24 protein-coding genes are annotated in these 21,476 nt (G+C 62.9%); 15 read left to right on the top strand and 9 right to left on the bottom strand.

Annotated features, from left to right (window positions below; genetic code table 11):
• The first annotated feature begins 9 nt into the window (after positions 1 to 9).
• From fliE to ACS13N_RS23050, 3 genes are all read left to right on the top strand, one after another.
• Positions 10 to 339 (top strand): flagellar hook-basal body complex protein FliE, encoded by a 330-nt coding sequence (gene fliE / locus ACS13N_RS23060; protein ID WP_438933919.1) that lies wholly within the window; start codon positions 10 to 12, stop codon positions 337 to 339.
• Between the two features lie 329 nt (positions 340 to 668).
• On the top strand, positions 669 to 1,112 hold the full coding sequence (locus tag ACS13N_RS23055; RefSeq protein ID WP_438933918.1) for a MarR family winged helix-turn-helix transcriptional regulator: 444 nt from the start codon (positions 669 to 671) through the stop codon (positions 1,110 to 1,112).
• 87 nt (positions 1,113 to 1,199) lie between these two features.
• Positions 1,200 to 2,294 carry a glycosyltransferase gene (locus ACS13N_RS23050; protein WP_438933917.1) on the top strand — a complete coding sequence of 365 codons (1,095 nt, stop codon included), beginning with the start codon at positions 1,200 to 1,202 and terminating at the stop codon, positions 2,292 to 2,294.
• Between the two features lie 18 nt (positions 2,295 to 2,312).
• On the opposite strand, the gene ACS13N_RS23045 is transcribed toward ACS13N_RS23050, so the two are convergent.
• The 4 genes from ACS13N_RS23045 to ACS13N_RS23030 all read right to left on the bottom strand — a co-directional run bounded on the left by ACS13N_RS23045 (position 2,313) and on the right by ACS13N_RS23030 (position 6,271).
• Positions 2,313 to 2,669 carry a flagellar protein FliT gene (locus tag ACS13N_RS23045; RefSeq protein WP_438933916.1) on the bottom strand — a complete coding sequence of 119 codons (357 nt, stop codon included), beginning with the start codon at positions 2,667 to 2,669 and terminating at the stop codon, positions 2,313 to 2,315.
• A gap of 59 nt (positions 2,670 to 2,728) precedes the next feature.
• Positions 2,729 to 3,157 (bottom strand): flagellar export chaperone FliS, encoded by a 429-nt coding sequence (gene fliS, locus ACS13N_RS23040; protein WP_438933915.1) that lies wholly within the window; start codon positions 3,155 to 3,157, stop codon positions 2,729 to 2,731.
• Between the two features lie 52 nt (positions 3,158 to 3,209).
• Positions 3,210 to 5,252, bottom strand: a complete 2,043-nt coding sequence (gene fliD / locus ACS13N_RS23035; RefSeq protein ID WP_438933914.1) for a flagellar filament capping protein FliD — start codon at positions 5,250 to 5,252, stop codon at positions 3,210 to 3,212.
• A gap of 197 nt (positions 5,253 to 5,449) precedes the next feature.
• The gene (locus ACS13N_RS23030) at positions 5,450 to 6,271 is read right to left on the bottom strand and encodes a flagellin N-terminal helical domain-containing protein (RefSeq protein ID WP_438933913.1); all 822 of its coding nucleotides are present in this window, start codon (positions 6,269 to 6,271) and stop codon (positions 5,450 to 5,452) included.
• Positions 6,272 to 6,674: 403 nt separating this feature from the next.
• Between ACS13N_RS23030 and ACS13N_RS23025 the strand changes: the two genes are divergently transcribed.
• Positions 6,675 to 7,310 carry a LuxR C-terminal-related transcriptional regulator gene (locus ACS13N_RS23025; RefSeq protein WP_438933912.1) on the top strand — a complete coding sequence of 212 codons (636 nt, stop codon included), beginning with the start codon at positions 6,675 to 6,677 and terminating at the stop codon, positions 7,308 to 7,310.
• On the opposite strand, the gene ACS13N_RS23020 is transcribed toward ACS13N_RS23025, so the two are convergent.
• Positions 7,305 to 9,053, bottom strand: a complete 1,749-nt coding sequence (locus ACS13N_RS23020) for a putative bifunctional diguanylate cyclase/phosphodiesterase (RefSeq protein WP_438934473.1) — start codon at positions 9,051 to 9,053, stop codon at positions 7,305 to 7,307. The two genes, ACS13N_RS23025 and ACS13N_RS23020, sit on opposite strands and share 6 nt — an antisense overlap.
• Positions 9,054 to 9,544: 491 nt before the next feature.
• Between ACS13N_RS23020 and fliL the strand changes: the two genes are divergently transcribed.
• The 11 genes from fliL (at position 9,545) to ACS13N_RS22965 (ending at position 16,726) form a co-directional block, all read left to right on the top strand.
• Positions 9,545 to 10,039, top strand: coding sequence for a flagellar basal body-associated protein FliL (gene fliL / locus ACS13N_RS23015; RefSeq protein ID WP_438933911.1), 495 nt, complete (start codon positions 9,545 to 9,547; stop codon positions 10,037 to 10,039).
• A gap of 1 nt (position 10,040) precedes the next feature.
• A complete protein-coding gene (fliM, locus tag ACS13N_RS23010; RefSeq protein WP_438933910.1) occupies positions 10,041 to 11,048 on the top strand; it encodes a flagellar motor switch protein FliM in 1,008 nt (335 codons plus the stop codon).
• On the top strand, positions 11,038 to 11,496 hold the full coding sequence (gene fliN / locus ACS13N_RS23005; protein WP_438933909.1) for a flagellar motor switch protein FliN: 459 nt from the start codon (positions 11,038 to 11,040) through the stop codon (positions 11,494 to 11,496). The genes fliM and fliN overlap by 11 nt, the downstream gene beginning before the upstream one ends.
• A gap of 70 nt (positions 11,497 to 11,566) precedes the next feature.
• Complete coding sequence (fliO, locus tag ACS13N_RS23000; protein WP_438933908.1) at positions 11,567 to 11,971, top strand: flagellar biosynthetic protein FliO; 405 nt, start codon at positions 11,567 to 11,569, stop codon at positions 11,969 to 11,971.
• On the top strand, positions 11,968 to 12,717 hold the full coding sequence (gene fliP, locus ACS13N_RS22995; RefSeq protein ID WP_438933907.1) for a flagellar type III secretion system pore protein FliP: 750 nt from the start codon (positions 11,968 to 11,970) through the stop codon (positions 12,715 to 12,717). The genes fliO and fliP overlap by 4 nt, the downstream gene beginning before the upstream one ends.
• A 9-nt stretch (positions 12,718 to 12,726) precedes the next feature.
• The gene (gene fliQ, locus ACS13N_RS22990; RefSeq protein WP_021193480.1) at positions 12,727 to 12,996 is read left to right on the top strand and encodes a flagellar biosynthesis protein FliQ; all 270 of its coding nucleotides are present in this window, start codon (positions 12,727 to 12,729) and stop codon (positions 12,994 to 12,996) included.
• A 32-nt stretch (positions 12,997 to 13,028) separates the two neighbouring features.
• Complete coding sequence (gene fliR, locus ACS13N_RS22985) at positions 13,029 to 13,832, top strand: flagellar biosynthetic protein FliR (protein ID WP_438933906.1); 804 nt, start codon at positions 13,029 to 13,031, stop codon at positions 13,830 to 13,832.
• Positions 13,833 to 13,887: 55 nt separating this feature from the next.
• Positions 13,888 to 14,235: a YkgJ family cysteine cluster protein gene (locus ACS13N_RS22980; RefSeq protein WP_438933905.1), complete on the top strand. Its 348-nt coding sequence runs from the start codon at positions 13,888 to 13,890 to the stop codon at positions 14,233 to 14,235.
• Between the two features lie 240 nt (positions 14,236 to 14,475).
• Entirely contained in the window at positions 14,476 to 15,204 is a 729-nt protein-coding gene (locus ACS13N_RS22975) for a 3-ketoacyl-ACP reductase FabG2 (protein WP_438933904.1), read from the top strand.
• A complete protein-coding gene (locus tag ACS13N_RS22970; protein ID WP_438933903.1) occupies positions 15,204 to 15,989 on the top strand; it encodes a hypothetical protein in 786 nt (261 codons plus the stop codon). The genes ACS13N_RS22975 and ACS13N_RS22970 overlap by 1 nt, the downstream gene beginning before the upstream one ends.
• Before the next feature lie 314 nt (positions 15,990 to 16,303).
• On the top strand, positions 16,304 to 16,726 hold the full coding sequence (locus ACS13N_RS22965) for an ACT domain-containing protein (RefSeq protein WP_438933902.1): 423 nt from the start codon (positions 16,304 to 16,306) through the stop codon (positions 16,724 to 16,726).
• Between the two features lie 113 nt (positions 16,727 to 16,839).
• Here ACS13N_RS22965 and ACS13N_RS22960 read toward each other — a convergent pair whose 3' ends face one another.
• The 4 genes from ACS13N_RS22960 to flgL form a co-directional block, all read right to left on the bottom strand.
• The gene (locus tag ACS13N_RS22960) at positions 16,840 to 17,631 is read right to left on the bottom strand and encodes a fused MFS/spermidine synthase (RefSeq protein WP_438933901.1); all 792 of its coding nucleotides are present in this window, start codon (positions 17,629 to 17,631) and stop codon (positions 16,840 to 16,842) included.
• 115 nt (positions 17,632 to 17,746) lie between these two features.
• A complete protein-coding gene (locus ACS13N_RS22955) occupies positions 17,747 to 19,477 on the bottom strand; it encodes a SulP family inorganic anion transporter (protein WP_438933900.1) in 1,731 nt (576 codons plus the stop codon).
• Positions 19,478 to 19,656: 179 nt separating this feature from the next.
• Positions 19,657 to 20,400, bottom strand: coding sequence for a YoaK family protein (locus ACS13N_RS22950; protein WP_438933899.1), 744 nt, complete (start codon positions 20,398 to 20,400; stop codon positions 19,657 to 19,659).
• A 66-nt stretch (positions 20,401 to 20,466) separates the two neighbouring features.
• Positions 20,467 to 21,426 carry a flagellar hook-associated protein FlgL gene (gene flgL, locus ACS13N_RS22945; RefSeq protein WP_438933898.1) on the bottom strand — a complete coding sequence of 320 codons (960 nt, stop codon included), beginning with the start codon at positions 21,424 to 21,426 and terminating at the stop codon, positions 20,467 to 20,469.
• Between the last annotated feature and the right edge of the window lie 50 nt (positions 21,427 to 21,476).

The following is a 21,476-nucleotide window of genomic DNA, read 5'->3' as shown; positions in this document are numbered from 1 at the left end:
GAACGCAACATGGATTTCTCCAACGCCAACTCCGTGGTCTCGCTGATGAACAGCGTGCTGGCACCGTCCTCCGCTGTCGGTGGCGGCACCGCCAGCGGGGATGCCGCCAAGCCCAGCGTCGACTTCGGTGCCGTGCTCAAATCGTCGCTGGACAAGGTCGATGCCTCGCAACAGAAAGCCGACGCCATCTCGCGCAGTTTTGAGATGGGCAACAGCGACGTCGACCTGCACGACGTGATGCTCTCGCTGCAGAAGGCCAACATCGACCTGCAGACCGCCGTGCAGGTGCGCAACAAGTTCGTCTCGGCGTACCAGAGCATCATGAGCATGTCGATCTGACGTGACCCCACCGTCGCTTGGCTCTCGTCGCCAGCATCAAGCGACGGCCAGCGCGCTTACAACTGCCCCCAAGCGCGTGCCCCAATTCGCATGCCGTCCGTGGCAATATTGACGTCCCATTGAACGCGGTCACGCGCAAACCGCCTGCTCAGAACCCGCTTACGATCCTACTGCGCGACCCGATCTTGGCCCTGCGATGCTCACCGTACCCGTGTACGGCTGCGCTTCTCAGACCAACCTCGGGCCGCTCGCTACGGATCGCGAACAGGTTCTCAGGCCGCTGCGGCACGCGCCGCACAGGCGTCAGGACCGTCCCCGGGAGTCTTGCCGTGAACGACGTGCTGGCGCTCGATCAGCAACTCTGTTTTCCTCTGTACGCCGCCGGCCATCTGCTGACGCGCCTGTACCGTCCGCTGCTCGACGAACTGGAGCTGACCTATCCGCAATACCTTGTGATGCTGGCCTGCTGGCAACAAGCGCCCTGCGCCGTGGGCGATCTGGGCCGCACGCTGTACCTGGATACCGGCACGCTCACGCCGTTGCTCAAGCGCCTGGAGGAGCAGGGTTTGCTCACGCGCACACGCGATCGTGACGACCAGCGCCGCGTCGTCATCGAGCTGACCGAGACCGGTCGCACTCTGAAGGAGCGCGCCGCCAAGGTGCCGCAAGCGCTGACGTGCAAGATCCCGCTCGAACTCGACGAGATCGGCGCCACGCGCGAGGTGCTGCACAAGCTGCTGAATGCGCTGGCTGCAGCAGATGACCGAGGGTAGCCGCCCCATTGCCCCATCGCCCCCTCACGCAGCCCGGCCGGATTGACGTGCCGGCTGCATCCCGAATTTTCATCTCCCTGACACACCGTGCAATCCACTCCCACCAACCCGGCGCCGGTCGCGCTTGTTGTTATCGCGCGCAACGAAGCCACCTGCATCGAGCGCTGCCTGCTCAGCGCCAAACCGTTTGTCGATCGCATGGTGGTGTTGGATACCGGCTCCACCGACAACACCATCACCATTGCCCAGGCATGCGGTGCGCATGTCAGCCAGATGACTTGGCAGAATGATTTTTCCGCCGCCCGCAACGCCGCACTGGACGCCGCCAATGCCGACTGGAACCTCATCCTGGATGCGGATGAGTGGCTGGAATCCGGTGGCGAGCACTTGCGCGCCCTCGCCAATGCGAACCCGATGCTGGGCATCCTTTGCATCAAGAACGATACCGATGCGACTGAAGATGCCAGCCAACTGATCGCATGGCTCCCCCGGTTGCTGCCGCGCGGCGTGCGCTACGTGGGGCGCATCCATGAACAGCCGGTGTCATCACTGCCGGCAGAACGCCTGCCCATCGTGCTGCGGCACGACGGCTACACCACCGCCAAGATGCAGAAGAAAGGCGATCGCAACACACAGCTCCTGCTCGATGAACTCAAGCATCGGCCAGAAGATCCTTACGTGCTGTTCCAGCTCGGCAAGGAGATCGAGCTGCATCAGGAGGACTACGCCAGGGCGGCAGACTATTACGCCCGCGCTTTCGCCCGCGCGCCGCAAGACGCGCCCTACCGCCGCAACCTCGCGCTGCGCTATCTGTACAGCCTGGGTAAGTCTGATCGGTTGGACGAAGCGATGGCGCACGCGGATGCCAGCATCCATGCATGGCCGGACTTTCCGGATCTGTGTTTTGCGCTTGGCTTGGTGTTGATCGATGCGGCAGTCAGGCACCCTGAGCACGCCAGCACGCAGTGGCTGCCGTTGGCGGAGCAGGCGTTCAGCCGTTGCCTGGAGATTGGCGATCAGGCGGGGATGGACGGCAGCGTGGTCGGGCGAGGCAGCTTCCTGGCTGCCCAGCAGCTCGCCACCGTGTATCAGATGCAGGCCAGTGCGCTTGCCCGCAAATCCGAGCAATACATGGCGCTGTCGAAGGAGATGCAGGGCGCGCCTGCGCCTCGCGAATCGTAGGGGCTCAGTCGCTCAGCATCAGTAGCGCGCCATGCTGCCGTAGGCGTGGCTGGCGTTGTTGGCGCGGCGTGCCGTGTCGATGCGCTTCTGCAGGCGGTCCAGGCGCGGATACACCATCGCGCGCACACGGGCGTCGTCCTCAAGAATGCGTACGAGCAGCGTGCGCTTGCGCTCGATGTCGTCGCGCGACAGCGTGGGATGCGGCTCCGAACGGCGCAGCGCATCCACATAGGCGGCGCTTTCGCGTTCGAGCGTACTGACGACTTCCCAGTTACCCACTTCAGCCGCGCCGACCATTTCGGCGGTCAGGCGTGCGATGGCTTCGTAGCAGGCGAACAGACTTTCGCTGTCCTTGATCGGGATGTGGCGGTGCATGTTGGCTCCAGTTGGGCCGAATTCGATAAAGAAATCGCTTTGCTGCGCGGCCAGCCGCGTCAGCTCACAACACTCAGGTGGTTGCTGGGGGCCGCCGCACCCGGCTGGCCAATGGCAAGCCAAGCATCCTGCAGCGAAGCCAGCAAACCGTCAACCTCGGTAAGCATCGACAGATCGTTGGTGCCATTGGCCACCAGCAGGCGGCGCAGCATGTAGTCGTACAGGCCGTTGAGCTGCACGGCGATCTCGCCACCACGCTGGTGGTCAAGACTGGCCTGCAACCCCTGGCCGATGATCGAGATGGCCTTGTCGAAGGCACGCAGCTTGGTGGGCAGGTCACCGCGCTCGATGGAGGCGGCGGCAAGCTTGACGGCCGCGCGTGCTCCTTCGAACAGCATGGCGATCAGCCGATGCGGGTTGGCGTCAACCACAGACGTCTCGATACCGACTTGCGCGTAGGCACCGATGGCGCGGCGTGCTGCGTACATGGGAAAGGTCCTCGCTGTGTGATCTTGTTATGGGTGTTGCTTCAATCCTGACTTAGCTGCTCTTGGTCTGGTTCGCAATGGCCGCGAGCTGCGTGGTCAGGTAGGTGCTGGTATTCGTCATGCTGGCCACCGCTGCAGACAGCGCGTTGAACTGCGTGTAGTACAGGGCCTGCTTGTTGCTCAACTGCAGTTGCATATTGGTGATCTGGCTGGCGAGCGAGGTGAGCGAGCTGTTGATCGAGTCTGTCTCGTTCTGCACCATGCCGTTGGTCGACAGCAGATTGGTCATGACCGTGCTCAGCTGCGCGGCATAGCCACGCTGCACCGTCACCGTACCGCGGTTGCCCAGGGTGCCGCCGGTCACCTGCACGGTCAGGCCGTCGACGGCCGTACCGGTGGCGCCGTACAGGTTCTGACCCGAGCCCGTGGCCGCCACACCGTTGATGGTGCCCTGCACGTCCGTACCAATCGTTGCGGTGGGGCTGCCGAACAAAGACGAAGCGCCATTGCCCGACACCGACACCGACGAGATCGAACCGAACTGGTTGTCGGTAATCGACAGCACACCGCTGGCATTGGCGGAAACCGATGCCGTGACCTTGGCGCTCTGCAGGCTCGACGACGCGTTGATCTGGCTCTGGATTTGCGCAGCAAGACCCGCGGCGCTGTAGCTGCCGGCCGGCACCGTCACGTTGACGGCGATGCCGCTGATGTTGAAAGCCAGCGTGTCGTTGGAGCCTGCCGTGATGGTCGTGTTGGCTGCAGCCGAGCCCGTGAGCGAGCCCTGCGTGGCCAGTTGCGTCACGTTGACGCCATAGCTGCCCGCCTGCGTGGTATCCGAGAAGGACGGCACGTTGACCAGTGCATCCGTAGCCGTGCCGGTGCCTGCAAACAGGCTCGCCACCTGGCTGGGCGACGCAGCAATGGCGGCCGACAGCTTGGTGTTGTCGACTGCCAGCGTGCCGTCCGAATTCATCGTCACGCCCACGCTGCCCAGCGACTGATAGTTGCCGTTGCCAACCGCCTGGCCCAGCACGTCGGTAATCTGGCTGATAAGCGTCTTGGTGCTCACATCGCCCGCCAGCGGGCCGTCGTTGGCCTTGTTGCTGGTGTCGATGTTGGTGAGAGCGTTCAGCTGCGTGCGCAGCGCGTTGTAGCCGTTCACAAAGTTGGTGACGGCGGTGGTGGTGGCGGTCGGGTCGTTGGCCACGGTCACGGTGGTGCTGCCCGTCTTGGCCAGCGTGAACGACGTGCCGTCCACCACGTTGGACAACGTGTTGGTCGGGCTCTGCACGGCAATGCCATTGATGGTGGCCTGGGCGTTCTGGCCCGTGGTCACCTCGGTCATGTTCTGCGTGCCGGCGGGGTCTTGCGAGAGCAGCGATTGCAGCGTCGCATCGCCTGACACGGAAATCTTCATCTCCGAGTTGGAGCCACCCGCCGTGGAGGTCAGCACCAGACGGTACGGACTGCCGCTGCCGTCATCCACGATGCTGGCCGAGACACCCAGGTTGGCCGAGTTGATGGCATCACGAATGCCAGCCAGCGTGTTGTTGGACGAATTAATGGTGATCGAGCCGCCGGCCAAGCTGCCGTTCTGCGTGAACGTGGAGCCGGTGTACTTGCCGCCCGAGAGGCTGCCGCCCGATACCGAGCCGAACGAAAACGAAATCGTCGTGGACGTGCCGCTGCCGATGGCCGTGGTGGTGGACGTCTGCCCTTGCGCGGCCAGCACCTGCGATTGCGCAAGCTGCGTCACGTTGACGGCATACGAACTGGCCGGCGCCGAGCCGGTGACGGATGCACTCAGCACCGACGCGTCATAGCCGCTCGCCTTCATGGCGCTGTAGTTCGATGCAGTGGTCAGATTCGACAGTGCAGTCTGGAAGGTCGACAGCGCGCTCTTGAGCGTGCCCACGGCCGAGAGCTGCGTCTGATACGAGCTCTGCTGGGTCTGCAACTGTGTCAGCGGCCGGCTTTCCACGCTCATCAGGCTGGAGACCAGCGAATTGACGTCGATGCTCGTCCCGATACCGGGGATCGAGATCGGCGGTACATAGCCGCCGGTTGTGGAAGAGGTCGTAGTAGTCGCCATGATCGAATCTGGTGAGCGTCTGCTTGGCGGGAAGTCTCTCTTGTCAACGGCAGCGCCGGCCACTTCTTTAGGGCATGGCGCCCATACGCCACCCCTGATGAAGGGGGGTGTCGTTCAGCCAAAAAAAAGGCCGGCGCCCCGAAGAGCGCCGACCCTTGTCCCAGCCGCCAAGCGGCCGGGCCAGCTTCCGTCTGCTATTAGCCCTTCAGCAGGTTCAGGATGCTGTTCGGTGCCGAGTTGGCTTGCGCCAGCATGGCCGTACCTGCTTGCTGCAGGATGTTCTGGCGGGTCATGTTCGACGTTTCAGCCGCGTAGTCGGTGTCGATCATGGCGGACTTTGCAGCCGACAGAGCGGTGTTCGACGAGGTCAGCGTGTTGATGGTCGAGCTCAGACCGCTTTGCTGTGCACCCAGGCTGGCACGTGCCGACTTCAGGCTGGCCAGGTCGGTATCGATGGCCGCCTGAGCTGCCGTGGCGTTGGCAGTCGACGTGACGCTCGTGCCGGTCAGCGTGCCGAAGCTTGCCATGTTGGCGTTGGTCACCGTTGCCACGTCGGTTGCCGAGCTTTGGCCGTATTGGAACGTCGTGGACGTCACCGTGCCGTCGAACAGCTTGGCGCCGTTGTAGTTGGCGTTCGTCTCGATGTTCTTGTTGGCCGAGGCCAGCTGTTGGTATTCCTTGTCCAGGTTGGCCTGGTCGGTGGTCGACAGACCGCCGTTGTTGGCTTCCACAGCCAGCTGACGCATACGTTGCAGGTTGTTTTCAACCTGGCCCAGGTACGAGTCGGCCGTTTGCAGGTACGACTGTGCGTTGTTGGCGTTCTGGATACCTTGGGTTTGCGAGTTCAGCGTGGTGGTCAGGCTCGACGACACAGCGTAAGCGGCGGCATCGTCCTTGGCGCTGTTCACGCGCAGACCGGTCGACAGACGTTGCAGCGACGTTTGCAGAGCGTTCTGCGATTGCGACAGAGCTTGCTGCGTTTGCAGGGACGAGATGTTGGTATTAAGGCTGAGGGACATGACGGCTCCTAAGTTTCCCGATGGCGTTGTTGCCCGTTTGGTTGCTCGTTCCGGCTAGGCCGGGCAACGTGACCTGCAACTTGAAGGGGATCAGGTCTGCGTTGTACTCAGGTTATCGGTGGCCGCGGCAGAAAGTTTAGGGGCAACTTGACAAATTTGTGCGCGAGCGGCGGTTTGGCCTGGCGGGACACCCTACTTTCACCCCCTACCAAAAGAGGCACTGGGCGTCCTTCTTGGCGGATAGGTGCTCGGCTATACTCGATCGATCCGTTCAGAGGCGCCCGCATCCCTATATAGAGAGCGCCATCGCACAGATGGGGAGTTGCAAGCCCGCCGGACCAGCCCAAACCTGCCGGCGGTTAGAAGAGCTCAAGTCGAGCCCGTTTGACCCGCAACGCCCACCATGCTCAACGTTCTGATTGTCGAACCGCACGATATTGCCCGTGCCGGCTTGCGCCAGATCCTCAAGGATTCACGCCTGGCCCGGCAGATCGAGGCAGTGCCCGACCTGCACAACGCCAACCAAGACCTGCTTGCCGAACGCGAGTGGGACGTCATGCTGTTCTCGGTGGAATCTGCCACCGGTGACGAATTCCTGACCATCAAGACCGTCCGCCAGCAGCACGCACGCCTGGCCGTACTGGCACTGGGCCGTCATCCCGAGGCGTTGCTGGCCGTGCGGGCGCTCAAGGCCGGCGCGTCCGGCTATCTGCCGATGGACGCCAGCCAGCCGCAACTGCTGGCGGCCGTCAACGCCATCTCCAAGGGCAAGAAATACCTGCCGTCTGACATGGTGGAAGTGCTGGCCGACAACCTGAACGTCGACTGGGACAAGCCCCGCCATGACATCCTGTCCGACCGGGAATTCCAGACCCTGCGCATGCTCGGCTCCGGACGCACGCTGAGCGAGATTGCCGAGGCGTTGCAGATCAGCGCCAAGACAGTCAGCGTGTATCGGGGGCGGGTGCTCTCGAAAATGAAGCTGCGCAACAACGCCGAGGTGACCATGTACGTGGTCAGCAACGGGCTGCAGCTATAGGAGACGCGGTTCGCGCGGTAGGCGCAACCCGTACTGGCGCACGTTCTCGCGCACCAGATCCTGCACCGCGGATGGCTCCAGCGGCCGCGTGAGCAGATACCCCTGGTACTCGTCACAGCCGACTTCGCGCAGGAAATCGAGCTGCCCGGTGGTCTCCACGCCTTCGGCCACGGTCTTCATGCCCATTGCCTGGGCCATCATGATGATGGCCCGCGTGATGGCGGCGCGCTCGGCCACGTGCGGCAAATCCTGCACGAATGAGCGGTCGATCTTGAGCGTATCGATCGGGAACCTGTGCAGATACGACAGCGACGAATATCCGGTGCCAAAATCGTCCAGCGCCAGCGACACGCCCATGGCGCGCAGCTCGGTCAGCAGCGCATGCAGCGAGGGATCGTCGCGGATCAGGATGCCCTCGGTCATCTCCAGCTCAACCGCGTCGCCGGGCAAACCGCTGGTGGATAGCGCCCCGCGCACCATGGAACTGAGCTGCCCCGAGCTGAAGGCCTGCCCCGACAGGTTGATCGACATGCGCAGCTGCGGCAGCCCGATACGGCGCCAGCGCGCAAGCTGATCGCAAGCGGCGCGCAGGATCCAGCGGTCGATCTCGACGATCAGGCCGGTCTCTTCCGCGTCTTGAATGAACTGGCCGGGCATCATGCGGCCGAAATCCGCCGAGTTCCAGCGGATGAGCGCCTCAACACTGACGATGCGGCCGCTCTTTACGTCCACGCGCGGCTGGTAATCCGCGTAGAACTCGTTGCGGTCGCTGGCGCGGCGCAGGCCCGATTCAATGCGGAAGCGGCGCGAAACGCGGTCGTCCAGGTCGCTGGTGAAGGTCTGGAAGTTGTTGCGGCCGCGCTCCTTGGCCAGGTACATGGCCGCGTCGGCCTTGCGCAGCAGGGTGTTGGGGTCGTCGCCATCGTGCGGTGCCACGGCAATGCCGATCGACACGCCCAGGAACAGCTCCTGCCCGTCGATATGGAACGGTGCGCTGATGGCCGAGAGAATACGCTCGGCCACGCGCCGCGTGCCCAGACCGTCGAGCGCTTCGAGCATGACGACAAATTCGTCGCCGCCCAGGCGGGCCACGGTATCGGCCTCACGCGCGCAGGCTTGCAGACGGGCGGCCACTTCGCGCAGCAGCATGTCGCCAAACTGGTGGCCCAGCGTGTCGTTGACGTTCTTGAAACGGTCCAGATCCAGGAACATGACCGAAACGCGCGAGCGATTGCGGCGCGCAATGGCCAGCGCGTGCTCCAGACGGTCTTCCAGCGCGGAGCGGTTCAGCAAACCGGTGAGCGTGTCGTGCGTTGCCAGATGCCGGATGCGCTGCTGCGCCTCGCGAATCTGCGTGATGTCGACCAGCGACACCAGCACGGAGTAAGGCGGCAGGCCCGCATTGGCCCCGGCCGCGGGCACGGCGGTCATCGAGTGGCCGCCCTCGGTGTAAAGCGGCGTCCAGTTGCTCGACACCCACACGGTGCGGCCATCCTGGCAGTGCAGCCCGAAAATCTGGTTCAGCTGCGGCAGGCCCTCGGCCATTACGTCGCGGTCGGGCCAGTCAGTGTCGTGGATGGTCGTCTCGAACTCGTCAACGGCCGACAACACCACCTGTGGCAGCAGGCGGCCAATCAGATCGGCCACCGGCACGCCCAGCAAGCGCGCGGCGCTGGGGTTGGCGTACGTCACGCGACGCTGCCCATCGCACACCAGAATGCCCTCGGTCAACGCATTGACCATCGACAGCAGGTCGAGCTTCGGGCAAAAGCCCGGTGGCTCGCCGCGTGCCGGACAGTCGGCCGGCAACCCGTCGGCATCGACAGGTGCAACGGCAGCGTGGGTGGGAAAGGGCAAGGAATTCAAGACGGCTTCCGGCAGGACATTGTGCGGCGCCGGGAACTGGCCCGGCGCCCTTTGCAGAACTACAACGGCACGCACAGGCAAATCTTTCGGGCGGACATCACTTTTACGCAGAGGTTTGCGTGCCGGGAGATGCGCAAGACGCTTGAAGGCTGGCCTGGTCGTCAAAAAGTGACTTATTAGCAACTTATAAATCACTCAACGGCCAGTTCGCTTTGCCGCAAACCCCCGAGATAGACGGGATTGACCGCGTTTCTTGCCGGAATGAGCTGGACAGAGGTGGGGAAGAATGCCATCCGAGAACCCGACTCTGGAATTTCCGAATTTCGAGCCGGGAAGGCCCACCCCCCTATAGCCTCCGAGTGATCCCCATGGCCGAAGCTGCTGCCGCCACGACTGCCCCCGCCCCTGCAAAGGGCGGCTCCACCAAGCTGCTGCTGATCATCCTGATCGTGCTCGTGCTCGTCGGCATGGGCGGCGCCGCTGCCTGGTTCTTCCTGGGAGGCGGCAATCACGCTGCATCCCCTGCCGCGCCGGCCAAGCCCAAAGAGCCGGTCTTCGTGGCCATGGATACCCTGACCGTCAACCTCAAGCCTGAGGAAGGCAACGATCGCTATCTGCAGGTCGGCATCACCTTCAAGAGCTTCGACAAGCACGCTGAAGAAGGCATCAAGACCTACACGCCCGAGTTGCGCAGCCGGATTCTGACGCTGCTGGCCAGCAAGACCCCCGCCGAACTGTATCCGGCTGAGGGTAAGGCCGCGCTGGCCCGCGAAATCGTCGAACAATGCGAGCAGGTGTTCAAGGCTGTCGGCAAGGAATCGCCGGTGGCGGACGTCCTGTTCACCAACTTCGTGATCCAGTGACATGCTCAAGGAAGAGTTTCTTTCCCAGGAGGAGATCGATGCGCTCCTCAAGGGCGTCACCAACGAGGTCGACGAGGAACCGGTCGCGGCCGACCCGTCTGGTGTACGCACCTACAACCTGGGCTCTCAGGAGCGCATCGTCCGTGGGCGCATGCCCACGCTGGAAATCATCAACGAGCGGTTTGCGCGCAACTGGCGCCTGGGGTTGTTCAACTTCATGCGCCGCAACGCGGAGATCTCCGTTGGGCCGGTGAAGGTCCAGAAGTACAGCGAGTTCATCCGCAACCTGGTCGTGCCGGCCGCCATCAACCTCGTGCACGTCAAGCCGCTGCGCGGCACGGCGCTGTTCGTGTTCGACCCCAACCTGATCTTCCTGGTGGTCGACAACCTGTTCGGTGGCGACGGGCGCTTCCACATGCGCGTGGAAGGCCGTGACTTTACGGATGTCGAGCAGCGCATCATCCAGCGCATGCTGCAGCTGATGTTCGACCACTACGGCAAGGCCTGGCAGCCGATCTACCCGATCGAGTTCGAACAGCTGCGCATGGAAATGCACACCGAGTTTGCCAACGTGGCCACGCCCAACGAGGTGGTGGTCACGACCAGCTTCAGCGTGGAGCTGGGCAGCAACGGCGGCGACGTGCACATCTGCATGCCCTACACGATGATCGAGCCGATCCGCGACCGGCTCACCTCAGCCATCCAGGGCGAAGCACTGGAAGTGGACAAGCGCTGGGTGCGGTTGCTCTCGCAACAGGTGCAGACGGCTGAGGTGGAACTGGTTGCCGACTTGACCACCGCCCGCGTGCAGTTTTCCGACCTCCTGAACATGAAGGTGGGCGATGTCCTGCCGGTTGAGCTGGACGATTTCGTGACTGCCAAGGTGGACGGCGTGCCCGTCATGGAATGCAACTACGGCACCTTCAACGGTCAATACGCCCTGCGGGTCAACCGCATGCTGAATATGAGCGGCAGTGAATCTGCCATGGAGTCTGACGATGACAACTGAACCGACCATGAACCCCCAGAGCGGCGCCGACGACATTGACGTCGAGATGACGATGGAAGAGGCCATGGCCCTGGAAGCGGCACAGCGGGCTGCGGCCAACCCTACGCCAGCAGCCACTGCTGCTGATGCGGACAGCAGCATCTTCAAGCCGCTGACCGCTGACAGCAACGCGGCACCGGCCGGCCGCAACGACATCGACATGATCCTGGACATCCCCGTTCAGTTGACGGTGGAGCTTGGCCGCACCAAGGTGCCTATCAAGAACCTGCTGCAACTGGCGCAGGGCTCAGTGGTTGAGCTGGACGCACTGGCCGGTGAGCCGATGGACGTGCTGGTGAACGGTTACCTGATCGCCCAGGGCGAAGTGGTGGTCGTGAACGAGAAGTTCGGTATCCGCCTGACCGACATCATCACGCCGTCCGAACGTATCCGTAAGTTGAACCGTTGAACTGAATACATAAGCCGTCGCACCTGACGCACCCTGCGCAACCACTGCTCCCCCCGGGCAAGGTGTTGAAATGAACCATGCAGTTGATTGGGCCCGCACGCTTGGCGGGCTGTTTGTAGTGTTGGCCATGATCGTGGCAGCCGGCTGGCTGCTGCGCAGGCTGCAGCACCGCGCGGGCATGGGCCCTGGGCGGCGCAGCCAGGTCATCTCGGTGGTGGCGCAGCAGATGCTGGGCGCCCGCGAGAAAGTCGTGGTGGTGGAAGTAGAAGACACGTGGCTGGTGCTGGGCGTCACCCAGCAGCACGTGCAGACGCTGCACACGCTGCCACGCCCGGCAGATGCCGCTGCCGCAAACACGCCGCAAACCCACGCCGGCAACAACACAACACCCGGCAGCAAGCCGCCCGCCTTTGCCGATGCGCTGGCCAGCGAGCTCAAGCGCCGCTTCACGGGCAACACAGGGAAGTCGGAATGAACATGCGTGCTGTCTTCCGTGGCTTGATCGCACTGGCACTGCTGTGCGCCGCGCCCGCCGTGTTTGCACAGGCACAACCCGGCCTGCCGCTACTCTCGGGCGCTGCCGGCGGGCAAAGCTATACGCTGCCGGTGCAGACGCTGATCTTCCTCACGTCGCTGGGCTTCCTGCCGGCCATCATCCTGATGATGAGCAGCTTCACGCGCATCATCATCGTGCTGTCGCTGCTGCGCCATGCACTGGGCACGCAGACCACGCCGCCCAACCAGGTGCTGATCGGGCTGGCGCTGTTCCTCACGTTCTTCGTCATGTCGCCGGTGCTCGACAAGGTGTACACCGACGCCTACGTGCCGCTGCGCGACAGCAAGATCACCGTAGAACAGGCCATGGACACGGCCGCCACGCCGCTGCGCCAGTTCATGCTCAAGCAGACGCGCGAGCCGGACCTCGCCCTGTTCGTCAAGATGGGCAACATGCCGCCCATCGCCACACCCGAGCAGACGCCCATGCGCGCGCTCATCCCCGCCTTTGTCACCAGCGAGTTGAAGAGCGCGTTCCAGATCGGGTTTGCCATCTTCATCCCGTTTCTGGTGATCGACATCGTGGTGGCGGCAGTGCTGATGTCGATGGGGATGATGATGGTCACGCCATCCATCTTCTCGCTGCCGTTCAAGATCATGCTGTTCGTGCTGGTGGATGGCTGGCACCTGCTACTGGGTTCGCTGGCCCAGAGCTTTGTGCAATAAGGAACCGCCATGACACCCGAATACGTATTGGATATGGCACGCCAGGCGATGCAGGTCGCCATGATGGTGGGCGCGCCCATGCTGTTGGTGTCGCTGGTGGTCGGCCTGCTGATGGCGGTGTTCCAGGCTGCCACGCAGCTGAACGAGCAATCGCTGTCGTTCATTCCCAAGCTGGTGGCCGTGGCCGCCACCATGATCCTGGCCGGCCCCTGGCTCGTGAGCGTGATCGTCGACTACACGCGCGATCTGCTCACCAACATCCCCAACTACGTCAACTGACGTAGGCACCCCGCACCGCCAAACCCGCCACCATGATCCAGTTCACCGCCACCCAGCTCAACGGCTGGATCGCCATGTACTGGTGGCCGCTGGTGCGCGTACTGGCGTTCATCGCCATTGCACCGCCGTTTGCCAACACGGAAGTGCCGATGTCGATCAAGGTGGCGTTCGGCGTGATCATCACGGTAGCGCTGGCGCCCATGCTGCCGGTGCCGCCTGGCGTGTCGGTGGGCTCGTACGAGGGGCTGTGGATCACGCTGCTGCAAGTGGCGATCGGGCTGTCGCTCGGGTTTTGTGTGCAGCTCGTGTTCAGCGCCATCAGCGGTGCGGGTGAGCTGATGTCGATACAAATGGGCCTGGGCTTTGCCACACTGATCGACCCGCAGCAGACCGAAAGCAGCATGCTGCTCGGCCGCTTCCTCAACCTCACGGCCATCACCGCCTTCATTGCCGGCGACGGGCACCTCGTGCTGCTGCACGCCCTGTTCGACAGCTTTACCGCGCTGCCCATTGCGGCCACGCCTCTGGCCAACCCCGGCTGGCAGTCACTGGCCGAAGGCGGCACCATCGCCTTTGCGCTGGCCATCCGCATCGCCCTGCCGATCATCGCCATCATGATGATCGTCAACCTGGGCTTTGCCGTGCTGGCGCGCACCGCGCAGGCGCTCAACCCGTTTGCCGTAGGCATTTCCGCCACGCTGGTGGTGGGGCTGATGCTAATCATGGTGATGATGACCTCGCTCGCGCCGGTGGTGGAGCGGTCGGTGATGGATGCGATGGAGTTGAGTGGGCGGGCGTTTGGGCAGTTCGGGCAAAATCGGGCGTTGCCTCGCTGATGCAACCCGTCTTCAAGGGTGCAATCGACGTCCGTCCTTCCCGCCGTATCCACCAATGAATAGTCAAAGAATTCGATTTCTTCGCCGACGTATTCCCACTTTCGAGTGCGTCCCTGGATGCCACGACTGTTGTGGGCCCGTGACAGCCTCAACGGAAGAAATGTCGAGGCTTCCCGTCAAGAGCGACAGCGAACACGAAACCGCACTGGCAAACCTGAGTTGCCCGCATCTCGATGCCAAGGGATGCAGCGTGTATTCGGAACGCCCGTTGATTTGTCGATTGTTTGGGACAACTCCACGACTCGCCTGCCCGAACGGGAAGCGGCCAGACAAGATGATCGATCCGGACACTGAAGCGGAGATTCACCGCTTCTTTGCAGAGACACGTCACGTGCTGGTCTGAGGCAACGCGGCGTAACGAGGGTTCCACGCCTCGATCGCTTCCTCCATGGCACTGAACAGTGCGGTGACGCGCGCTTCGTCAAAGCAAGGGCGCAACGATAAGTCAGATTCCGCCGTACGCAGCTGCCCGAGATGCCAGTCAGAACATGCTCGGCGCGGCTTCCTGAAAGTTGCCTAAGCCACGGTGTTAGTCTTGCGCAATCACACATGTTCAAGCTTCACCGAAAAGGAGTCTCACCACATGAGCCGCCGTGTTCTTGTGACGGGCGCAAGCCGTGGCATCGGCCGCGCGATTGCCTACCAGCTGGCGTCTGACGGGTTCGACGTCTCGGTCCACTGTCGCAGCGGCCGCAAAGAGGCCGAGGCCGTCGTTGCCGACATCCAGGCGCAGGGCGGCACTGCCCGCGTCCTGCAGTTCGACGTGCGCGATCGCACTGCCTGCCGCACGCAACTCGAAGCCGATGTGGAAGCACACGGCGCGTACTACGGCATCGTCCTGTGCGCAGGCGTCACGCGCGACGCGGCCTTCCCTGCCCTGACAGACGAAGACTGGGACATCGTGCTGGAGACCGGCCTGGACGGCTTCTACAACGTCGTGCATCCGCTCACCATGCCGATGGTGCGAGCACGCCAGGGCGGGCGCATCGTCACCATTGCCTCCGTCTCGGGCGTAATGGGTAACCGTGGGCAGGTCAACTACAGCGCGGCCAAGGCGGGGTTGATTGGCGCGACAAAGGCGTTGGCGGTGGAGCTGGCCTCGCGCAAGATCACCGTCAATTGCGTCGCGCCCGGCCTGATCGAAACCGAAATGCTGGCCCACATGGAACACATGGACCAGGCCCTGCAGGCCGTGCCGATGAACCGCGTTGGCCAACCCGCCGAAGTGGCTGGGGTGGTGGGCTTTCTGATGTCGGATGCCGCCTCCTATGTCACGCGGCAGGTCATTGGCGTCAATGGCGGGATGATCTGATGAAGCCTAAGAAGACACCCGCAGCGCCGACACGCACCACAGAACCCGTCCTCAAACGCAACTTCGCCCGCCGATTGGCCAGCCGTTTTGCCCTGCGCCTGCATGTTGTGCTGATCGTGCTCTGGTCACTGGCGTGGGGTGTGGCGTGCAGCAAGCTGCTGCACATGGCGGGCATGGATTCACCGCCGTGGCGCTACAGCATTGCTACCGTGGCCGCTTGGCTGGCGATGCTCGTTGCTTTCAAGCTGTGGCTGGCTTACACAGGGTTCACGCAGCGCCGCAAACAGCAAAGCACGCAAGGCGATTCGATTGTCGATACCGCCGCAGATGCGATCGACTTTGGCTCCGGCCTGCCCTTGCCGCGGTTTGCCGGTAATGCAGGACGCGCAGCCATTGGCGAGCGCGGCGGTAGCTTCAGCGGTGCGGGCGCTTCGGCCGATTTCGAACCGTTGGCTGATGCAGGCGACACATCGCTACTGGGCGACGCAGGCAGCAGCGTGGCCGAAGGGCTGTCTGCGGCAGACGAAGCGCTGCCCATTGCCTTGGTGATTGCGGTGGTGGCCGCCGCCGTGGCGGCTTGCCTTGGCGTCGTGACGTACTTCTATGCGCAGGGGCCAATGCTGCTGTCAGAAGCCGCATTCGAAGTGCTGCTGGCCGGTGGATTGATCCGCACCGCGCGCCGCGCCAATCAGGCCGACTGGCTGCGTACCGTGGTCGTCAAAACGGCGGTGCCATGGTTGATCGTGCTCGGTTGCGCGATCGCGATTGGCCTCGTGCTGCGTTGAACAGCCCTGGTGCCGGCGCCACCAGATCGTCTACCACCGGCACCACAGCCAGCAGCATCAGAATCGACACCAGCGGAATACCCGAGCAAGAAGACGCGCTCGATAGGCACATCCAAAGTGGGAAAGGACGCTTCCGACTACGGAACCCTGAGCCCATCACACGTGCGCCACGCGCATCTACATCATCCTAAACATCCATGCTCGTCAGACACATCTCCGCAAAGCACTGGATGCCTATACTGCATTGCTAAGACGCTCCTCCGCAGTACGCGATGTCGTGCGACGTTGACCAAACGGAGCAAGGAGACATGACAATGGACCTCATCGTGGAGCAAGTGGAAGTCTGGGCAGCCAGCATTCCGGACAAGCCAGGTGGCCTGGCAACGGTCTTGACAACCCTGCGCGATGCCGGGGCCGATCTGCAGTGGATCATCGCGCGCCGCAGCCCCGACAGACTCGGCGAAGGCGTTGTCTTCGTCACCCCACTGCAAGGTGATCACGAAATGCAGGCCGCGGCGGTGGCGGGCTTCAACGTTTCGCAAAAACAGCACTGCGTTCGTGTCACGGGCCGCAATCAGCCAGGCATTGCCGCGGCATTGACCGAGGACCTTGCCGAGGCCGGAATCAACCTCCGGGGTTTCTCTGCCGCAGCGATTGGCTCGCAGTTCGTTGCCTACATTGCAGTTGATTCGCAAGAGGCGGTTGACAGGGCAATTGCTGTTCTTAAGGCCGTCTGATCGCTTGAACGGCGGCGGCCAACCAAGGCGCACGCCAAACCTGGACGCTCAAGGCGCAGCGAAACATGCGCGCCAATGTGCAGGCCGCAAGTGCGTCAAAGGCCCCGGAGCCGTCAGAATGCGCGATCCACCGCCGGCCGCCCACGCTGCTTCAGATGATGCGCCGCCGAGCACAAGTCCAGCACATGCTGTGTCTCCAGACTTTGCGCACGCGTGAGCAATGCGTTCAGCGGTGGGAGTTTCCCCTTCCAGGCCAGCAAGGTGTAGTTGCCGCCATCCTCGGAGAGCCAAATGGAGAAGGATTCTCCGAACGCAGTGCGGACTTCGTCCAGGTAGAACGGAATATCCGGGTCAGTCTCCAGGAAATTGGCGACCAGCACGCCATTGTCCGCAAGCCGTGCGCGGCAATCCGCATAGAACTCCGCCGTGCCCAGTTGCGCGGGCATGCCGTATGCCAGAAAGCCATCGACCAAAATCACATCCGGCCGCGCCTCCTGGCCTTTGACGTATTCGACGCCATCGGCACAGACCACCTCGAAGCGACCGTCATCCGGCGGAATCTGGAACGCATTGCGCAAGGCGATCACGGACGGGTCGATCTCGATTGCCACCACTTTCGTATCGGGAAGATGGTGATAGCAGTACTTGGCCAGCGAGCCGCCACCCAAGCCAATGATCGAAATCCGGGCAGGCGCCGGGTGCAGGAGCAAGAAGCTCATCATCGTCCGGGTATAGCCGAGCACCAGCTTGTTGGGCGCATGCCTGAGCATGAGGCTCTGGATTGCCTGCTCATCGAAATGCAGTGAAATGATCGGCCCGGATTCCAGCACCACGGGTGTCCCATCACTGGGAGAATCAACGGGAAACGCCATGTCTGCGTCAAGGAAAGCGCTGGAGGGGTCCATCTGGGGGGGCTCAATCAAATATCCGCAAGGGTGGCAAGGTTACAGCACCACCCCATAGCCCCCGGAATCCGAGACAACCCGCCTCAATGGCCCCCGAGCGTCTCGGTGACCTCGGCTACCGGTTCAGCCACTGTTCCCGGCTGACTTTGAGCACCGCTTCGGCCTGCCTGGATAGCGCTGCTTGGTGCTCGCGGGCGGCATCCTCGCTGGAGCCGATCAGCACATCGCATCGGGCGATGGCAGCAGCAAAGCTGTCCTGATAGTTGTCGTGCCCAACAGCGGCCAGGATGCCCGCCTTCTCCAGCTTGCCCCTGACCCGATCGTTCGCTTCGCTGACCAGCACCGTGATGCTGCGTTTCTCCAGCTTGGCGATCACTTCCTCCAGGGTGAGCAGCCCGGTCATGTCGATAAACGGCACGCGTTTGAGCCGCAGAATCAGCACCCGCGGGTCTGCGTGGGTCTGACTCAAGGCGCGCTCGAAATTTTCGACCGCCCCGAAGAAGAACGGGCCGTCGATCGCGTAGACCAGCACGCTGGGTGGCAATTGCATCTGCCCCAATTCGGTACCGAGCTGCTGGACAGACTGCTGCGACACCTCAACCGACGAGGCCATCCGCCGCAAAAACTGCAGCGTGGCCAGGATGACGCCGATGTTGACCGCCACCACCAGATCGGCAAACACCGTCAGGAAAAACGTCATCAGCAGAATCGCGACATCGGCCCGTGGTGCACGCCGAGTCATCCGCGCAAAGTGTCGGACCTCGCTCATGTTGTAGGCCACCACGAACAGGATCGCCGACAACGCCGCCAGCGGCACCTTCGACGCCAACGGCGCAAGCAAGAGGAGGATCGCAACCAGCGTCAGCGCGTGCACGATGCCTGCCAAGGGGCTGTTCCCCCCGTTTCGGATGTTCGTTGCCGTGCGGGCAATCGCGCCGGTCGCCGCGAAGCCGCCAAAGAGGGGCGCCGCAATATTGGCAAGCCCCTGACCAATCAGCTCCTGGTTCGCGTCGTGTCGGGTCCCGGCCATGCCATCGGCCACCACCGCCGACAGCAGCGACTCAATCGCACCCAGCATCGCAATCGTAAAAGCGGGCCCGACCAGTTCGACGACGCGCGTCATGGTCACATTGGGCAAGGAGATGTTGGGCAGGCCTTGTGGAAGGCCGCCAAAGGTGCTGCCAATGGTGGCCACCCCATCGAAGTGGAACGTTGCCTGCAGTGCCGTGACGACAACCATCGCCACCAGTGGGCCAGGCACCCGTTTAAGACGAGCAAAGCGCGGGGTGAGGATGACCAGCAATAGGCTTGCGATGGCCAATGCCGTGGTTGCGGGATGCAGATGCGGCAGGGCTTGCAGCGTATGCCAGAGCTTGTCGTGGAAATGTGCCCCAGACGGTTTGGGTAGCCCGAAAAAATCGGGCCATTGCCCCACCCAGATAATGACGCCGATCCCTGTCGTAAAGCCGACGATGACCGGGGCCGGGATGAACTTGATGACCGTCCCCAGCCTGGCGGCACCCATCCCCACCAGAATGATGCCTGCCATCAGCGTGGCGATCTGAAGGCCATCGATGCCATGGGCGGCCGTGACACCCGACAGGATCACGATGAATGCACCCGTCGGCCCTGCGATCTGCAGACGGCTGCCACCCAAGGTGGAAACCAGCAGGCCGGCGACGATGGCGGTATAGAGCCCCTGCTCAGGCTTTGCGCCAGAGGCAATGGCAAAGGCCATCGCCAGCGGTAACGCCACGACGCCGACGACCAGGCCAGAGATCACGTTGGGCAGCCAATTCTGGCGTCGCAGCAATCCAGCACGATAAGCTTCTTGCAGTGCGATCATGGATGTGTCCTGCCAACCCGTTCGACTCATCCATGGTAATCCCGGTGCCCGTGCCGCGAGTCAAACCGTTGATGGTTTCAATGTATCCGCAACAGGCAGACCGCTTGATCCGCCCGGGCTCCGTGCCCAGATGGGCGAATCAAATGAGCGACTCAAGCGCGCGCCGCCCTCAATGCGGCTTACCGCCGACGCAACAGCAGGTCGTCGACGATCGGCACCACCGCCAGCAGCATCAGAATCGAAGCCAGCGGAATCGTGGTTGCATAGCCGAGGTGCTTGAACCCCAGCGCACCCGTCACGCCACCCACGAAAAACATGCCCAGCAGCGACAGCAGCAGCCGCAGCTTGGGCCGGTTGGCGACCACGGTCGGCAAGTTGCGATGCCCGTGGTTCCAGTACAGCGCCTTACCGACCTCAATGCCGATGTCGGTGGCCAGCCCTGTCACGTGCGTGGTGCGGATCTCCGCCTTTGAAATCTTGGTGATGATGGCGTTCTGCAACCCCATCAGAAAACACAGCAGCGCGACGGTGGCCGGCACAAACACGACGCGGTATTGCCCGAGCGACGTGCCCATCATGCCGAAGAGCAGCAGCAACCCGGCTTCGAGCATGAGCGGTAGCGCAAATTCACTCTGCGTGCTGCGTCGGCGCCCCCAGTTGACAAGCACAGCCGTACAGGCCGCCCCGCACAGGAACGCCAGCAGCGATGCAAAACCCGCGAGCAGGAGCACGATATTGCCCAGCACAAGGTCGTCGGCCATTGCCGAGACAATGCCGGACATATGCGAGGTGTATTGCTTGACGGCGAGAAAGCCGCCCGCGTTGGCAGCGCCCGCCACGAAGGCCAGTGATTGCCCCAGGCGCCGGTTGGCGTCGTCGGTGCGTTGGGGGCTGGTCAGGCGGCGGAGGTATTGAATCGGCATGACCCATCCAGACGGTAACCAAGCGGCCATTATGCCCGCTCAAAGGTCACCGTCTTTAACGGAAGGTCAAGGATTGAAGTACTGGAACAGCGACATGCCCTGCATGGCCGTGAAGGTCTTCTGCGCGGCCTGCAACGACACTTGCTGCTGGGCAAACTGCGAGATCGCGGTGGTGTAGTCCACCGACTGCAGCTTGGAGATCTGCTCCTTCAACTGCTCGCCGTAGTTCGAGCCGCTGCTGTTGAGCGTGGTGATCTGCGCCTGCTGCGTGCCCACCGTCACCTGGGCCTGCAGGGCGACCTGGTAAGCGTTGTCGAGGTTGCCCTGCGCCGTCTGCACGGCTTTCTGCAGGTTGGCAACGTCGGTGGCCTGGGTGGCCGGGTTGATCGGGGTGGACAGCGCCGTGATCAGGTTTTCGTAGGTCTTGAAGATGCTCTGGTTGGCCGACGGATTGGACGGGTCCGTATTGGCGATACGCACGAACACAGAGTCACCCGACACCGAGTTCGGCATCGATACATTCTGCGAAACCTGCACCGTGGGCGGCTGACCGCTGCCGACGTACTGCACGCTGCCGCTCGTGTTGACGAACGGGTCGGTCGTGCCGTTTGCGCCACCGAACAGCGCCACGCCCTGGGCGTCGCGCTGGTTGGCGGTGGCGAGCAACTGCTGATACTGCTGCTTGACCTGCGCCAGCACACCAATGCGCTGTGAATCCGTCATCAGCGAGGTGTTGGCCGACACCAGGCTCTGCTTGCCCTGCTGCAGCGTGGTCACCAGGTTGGTAAGCGCTGACGACACGTTGGTCAGGCGCGCGTCGGTGGCGTCGCGGTTGACCTGGTACTGGTCGTTGGCGTCCTGCGTCTGCTGCAGTTGCGACATCTGGCCGAACGCGCTCGGGTTGTCACCCGCGCTGGTGAGCGCAATGCCGCTCGCAATCTGCTGCTGCAGCGTCATCAGGCTCGACTGCGTGTTCTGCATCGAAGCGGTGGATGCTGCAAAGAATTGGGCGGTGCTGACTCGCATGATCGGTCCGGACGAAGGGCTTTAGGACGTTATCGGCAGATGGGGCAGAT

Source organism: Ralstonia sp. 24A2, assembly GCF_051783885.1.
GTDB lineage: Bacteria > Pseudomonadota > Gammaproteobacteria > Burkholderiales > Burkholderiaceae > Ralstonia.
Note: the sequence above shows the minus strand (reverse complement) of the source record. Positions and strands in the feature narration are given on the sequence as shown.

Coding starts and splice junctions, on each gene's coding strand:
- fliO (WP_438933908.1), top strand. CDS start 11,567: ATGAACCATGCAGTTGATTGGGCCCGCACGCTTGGCGGGCTGTTTGTA.
- ACS13N_RS23020 (WP_438934473.1), bottom strand. CDS start 9,053: ATGGTCAATGCGTTGACCGAGGGCATTCTGGTGTGCGATGGGCAGCGT.
- ACS13N_RS22980 (WP_438933905.1), top strand. CDS start 13,888: ATGAATAGTCAAAGAATTCGATTTCTTCGCCGACGTATTCCCACTTTC.
- ACS13N_RS23030 (WP_438933913.1), bottom strand. CDS start 6,271: ATGTCCCTCAGCCTTAATACCAACATCTCGTCCCTGCAAACGCAGCAA.
- ACS13N_RS22950 (WP_438933899.1), bottom strand. CDS start 20,400: ATGCCGATTCAATACCTCCGCCGCCTGACCAGCCCCCAACGCACCGAC.
- ACS13N_RS22975 (WP_438933904.1), top strand. CDS start 14,476: ATGAGCCGCCGTGTTCTTGTGACGGGCGCAAGCCGTGGCATCGGCCGC.
- fliL (WP_438933911.1), top strand. CDS start 9,545: ATGGCCGAAGCTGCTGCCGCCACGACTGCCCCCGCCCCTGCAAAGGGC.
- ACS13N_RS23025 (WP_438933912.1), top strand. CDS start 6,675: ATGCTCAACGTTCTGATTGTCGAACCGCACGATATTGCCCGTGCCGGC.
- fliN (WP_438933909.1), top strand. CDS start 11,038: ATGACAACTGAACCGACCATGAACCCCCAGAGCGGCGCCGACGACATT.
- ACS13N_RS22955 (WP_438933900.1), bottom strand. CDS start 19,477: ATGATCGCACTGCAAGAAGCTTATCGTGCTGGATTGCTGCGACGCCAG.
- fliP (WP_438933907.1), top strand. CDS start 11,968: ATGAACATGCGTGCTGTCTTCCGTGGCTTGATCGCACTGGCACTGCTG.
- fliD (WP_438933914.1), bottom strand. CDS start 5,252: ATGGCGACTACTACGACCTCTTCCACAACCGGCGGCTATGTACCGCCG.
- fliM (WP_438933910.1), top strand. CDS start 10,041: ATGCTCAAGGAAGAGTTTCTTTCCCAGGAGGAGATCGATGCGCTCCTC.
- flgL (WP_438933898.1), bottom strand. CDS start 21,426: ATGCGAGTCAGCACCGCCCAATTCTTTGCAGCATCCACCGCTTCGATG.
- fliQ (WP_021193480.1), top strand. CDS start 12,727: ATGACACCCGAATACGTATTGGATATGGCACGCCAGGCGATGCAGGTC.
- fliR (WP_438933906.1), top strand. CDS start 13,029: ATGATCCAGTTCACCGCCACCCAGCTCAACGGCTGGATCGCCATGTAC.
- fliE (WP_438933919.1), top strand. CDS start 10: ATGGATTTCTCCAACGCCAACTCCGTGGTCTCGCTGATGAACAGCGTG.
- ACS13N_RS22970 (WP_438933903.1), top strand. CDS start 15,204: ATGAAGCCTAAGAAGACACCCGCAGCGCCGACACGCACCACAGAACCC.
- fliS (WP_438933915.1), bottom strand. CDS start 3,157: ATGTACGCAGCACGCCGCGCCATCGGTGCCTACGCGCAAGTCGGTATC.
- ACS13N_RS23045 (WP_438933916.1), bottom strand. CDS start 2,669: ATGCACCGCCACATCCCGATCAAGGACAGCGAAAGTCTGTTCGCCTGC.
- ACS13N_RS22960 (WP_438933901.1), bottom strand. CDS start 17,631: ATGGACCCCTCCAGCGCTTTCCTTGACGCAGACATGGCGTTTCCCGTT.
- ACS13N_RS22965 (WP_438933902.1), top strand. CDS start 16,304: ATGGACCTCATCGTGGAGCAAGTGGAAGTCTGGGCAGCCAGCATTCCG.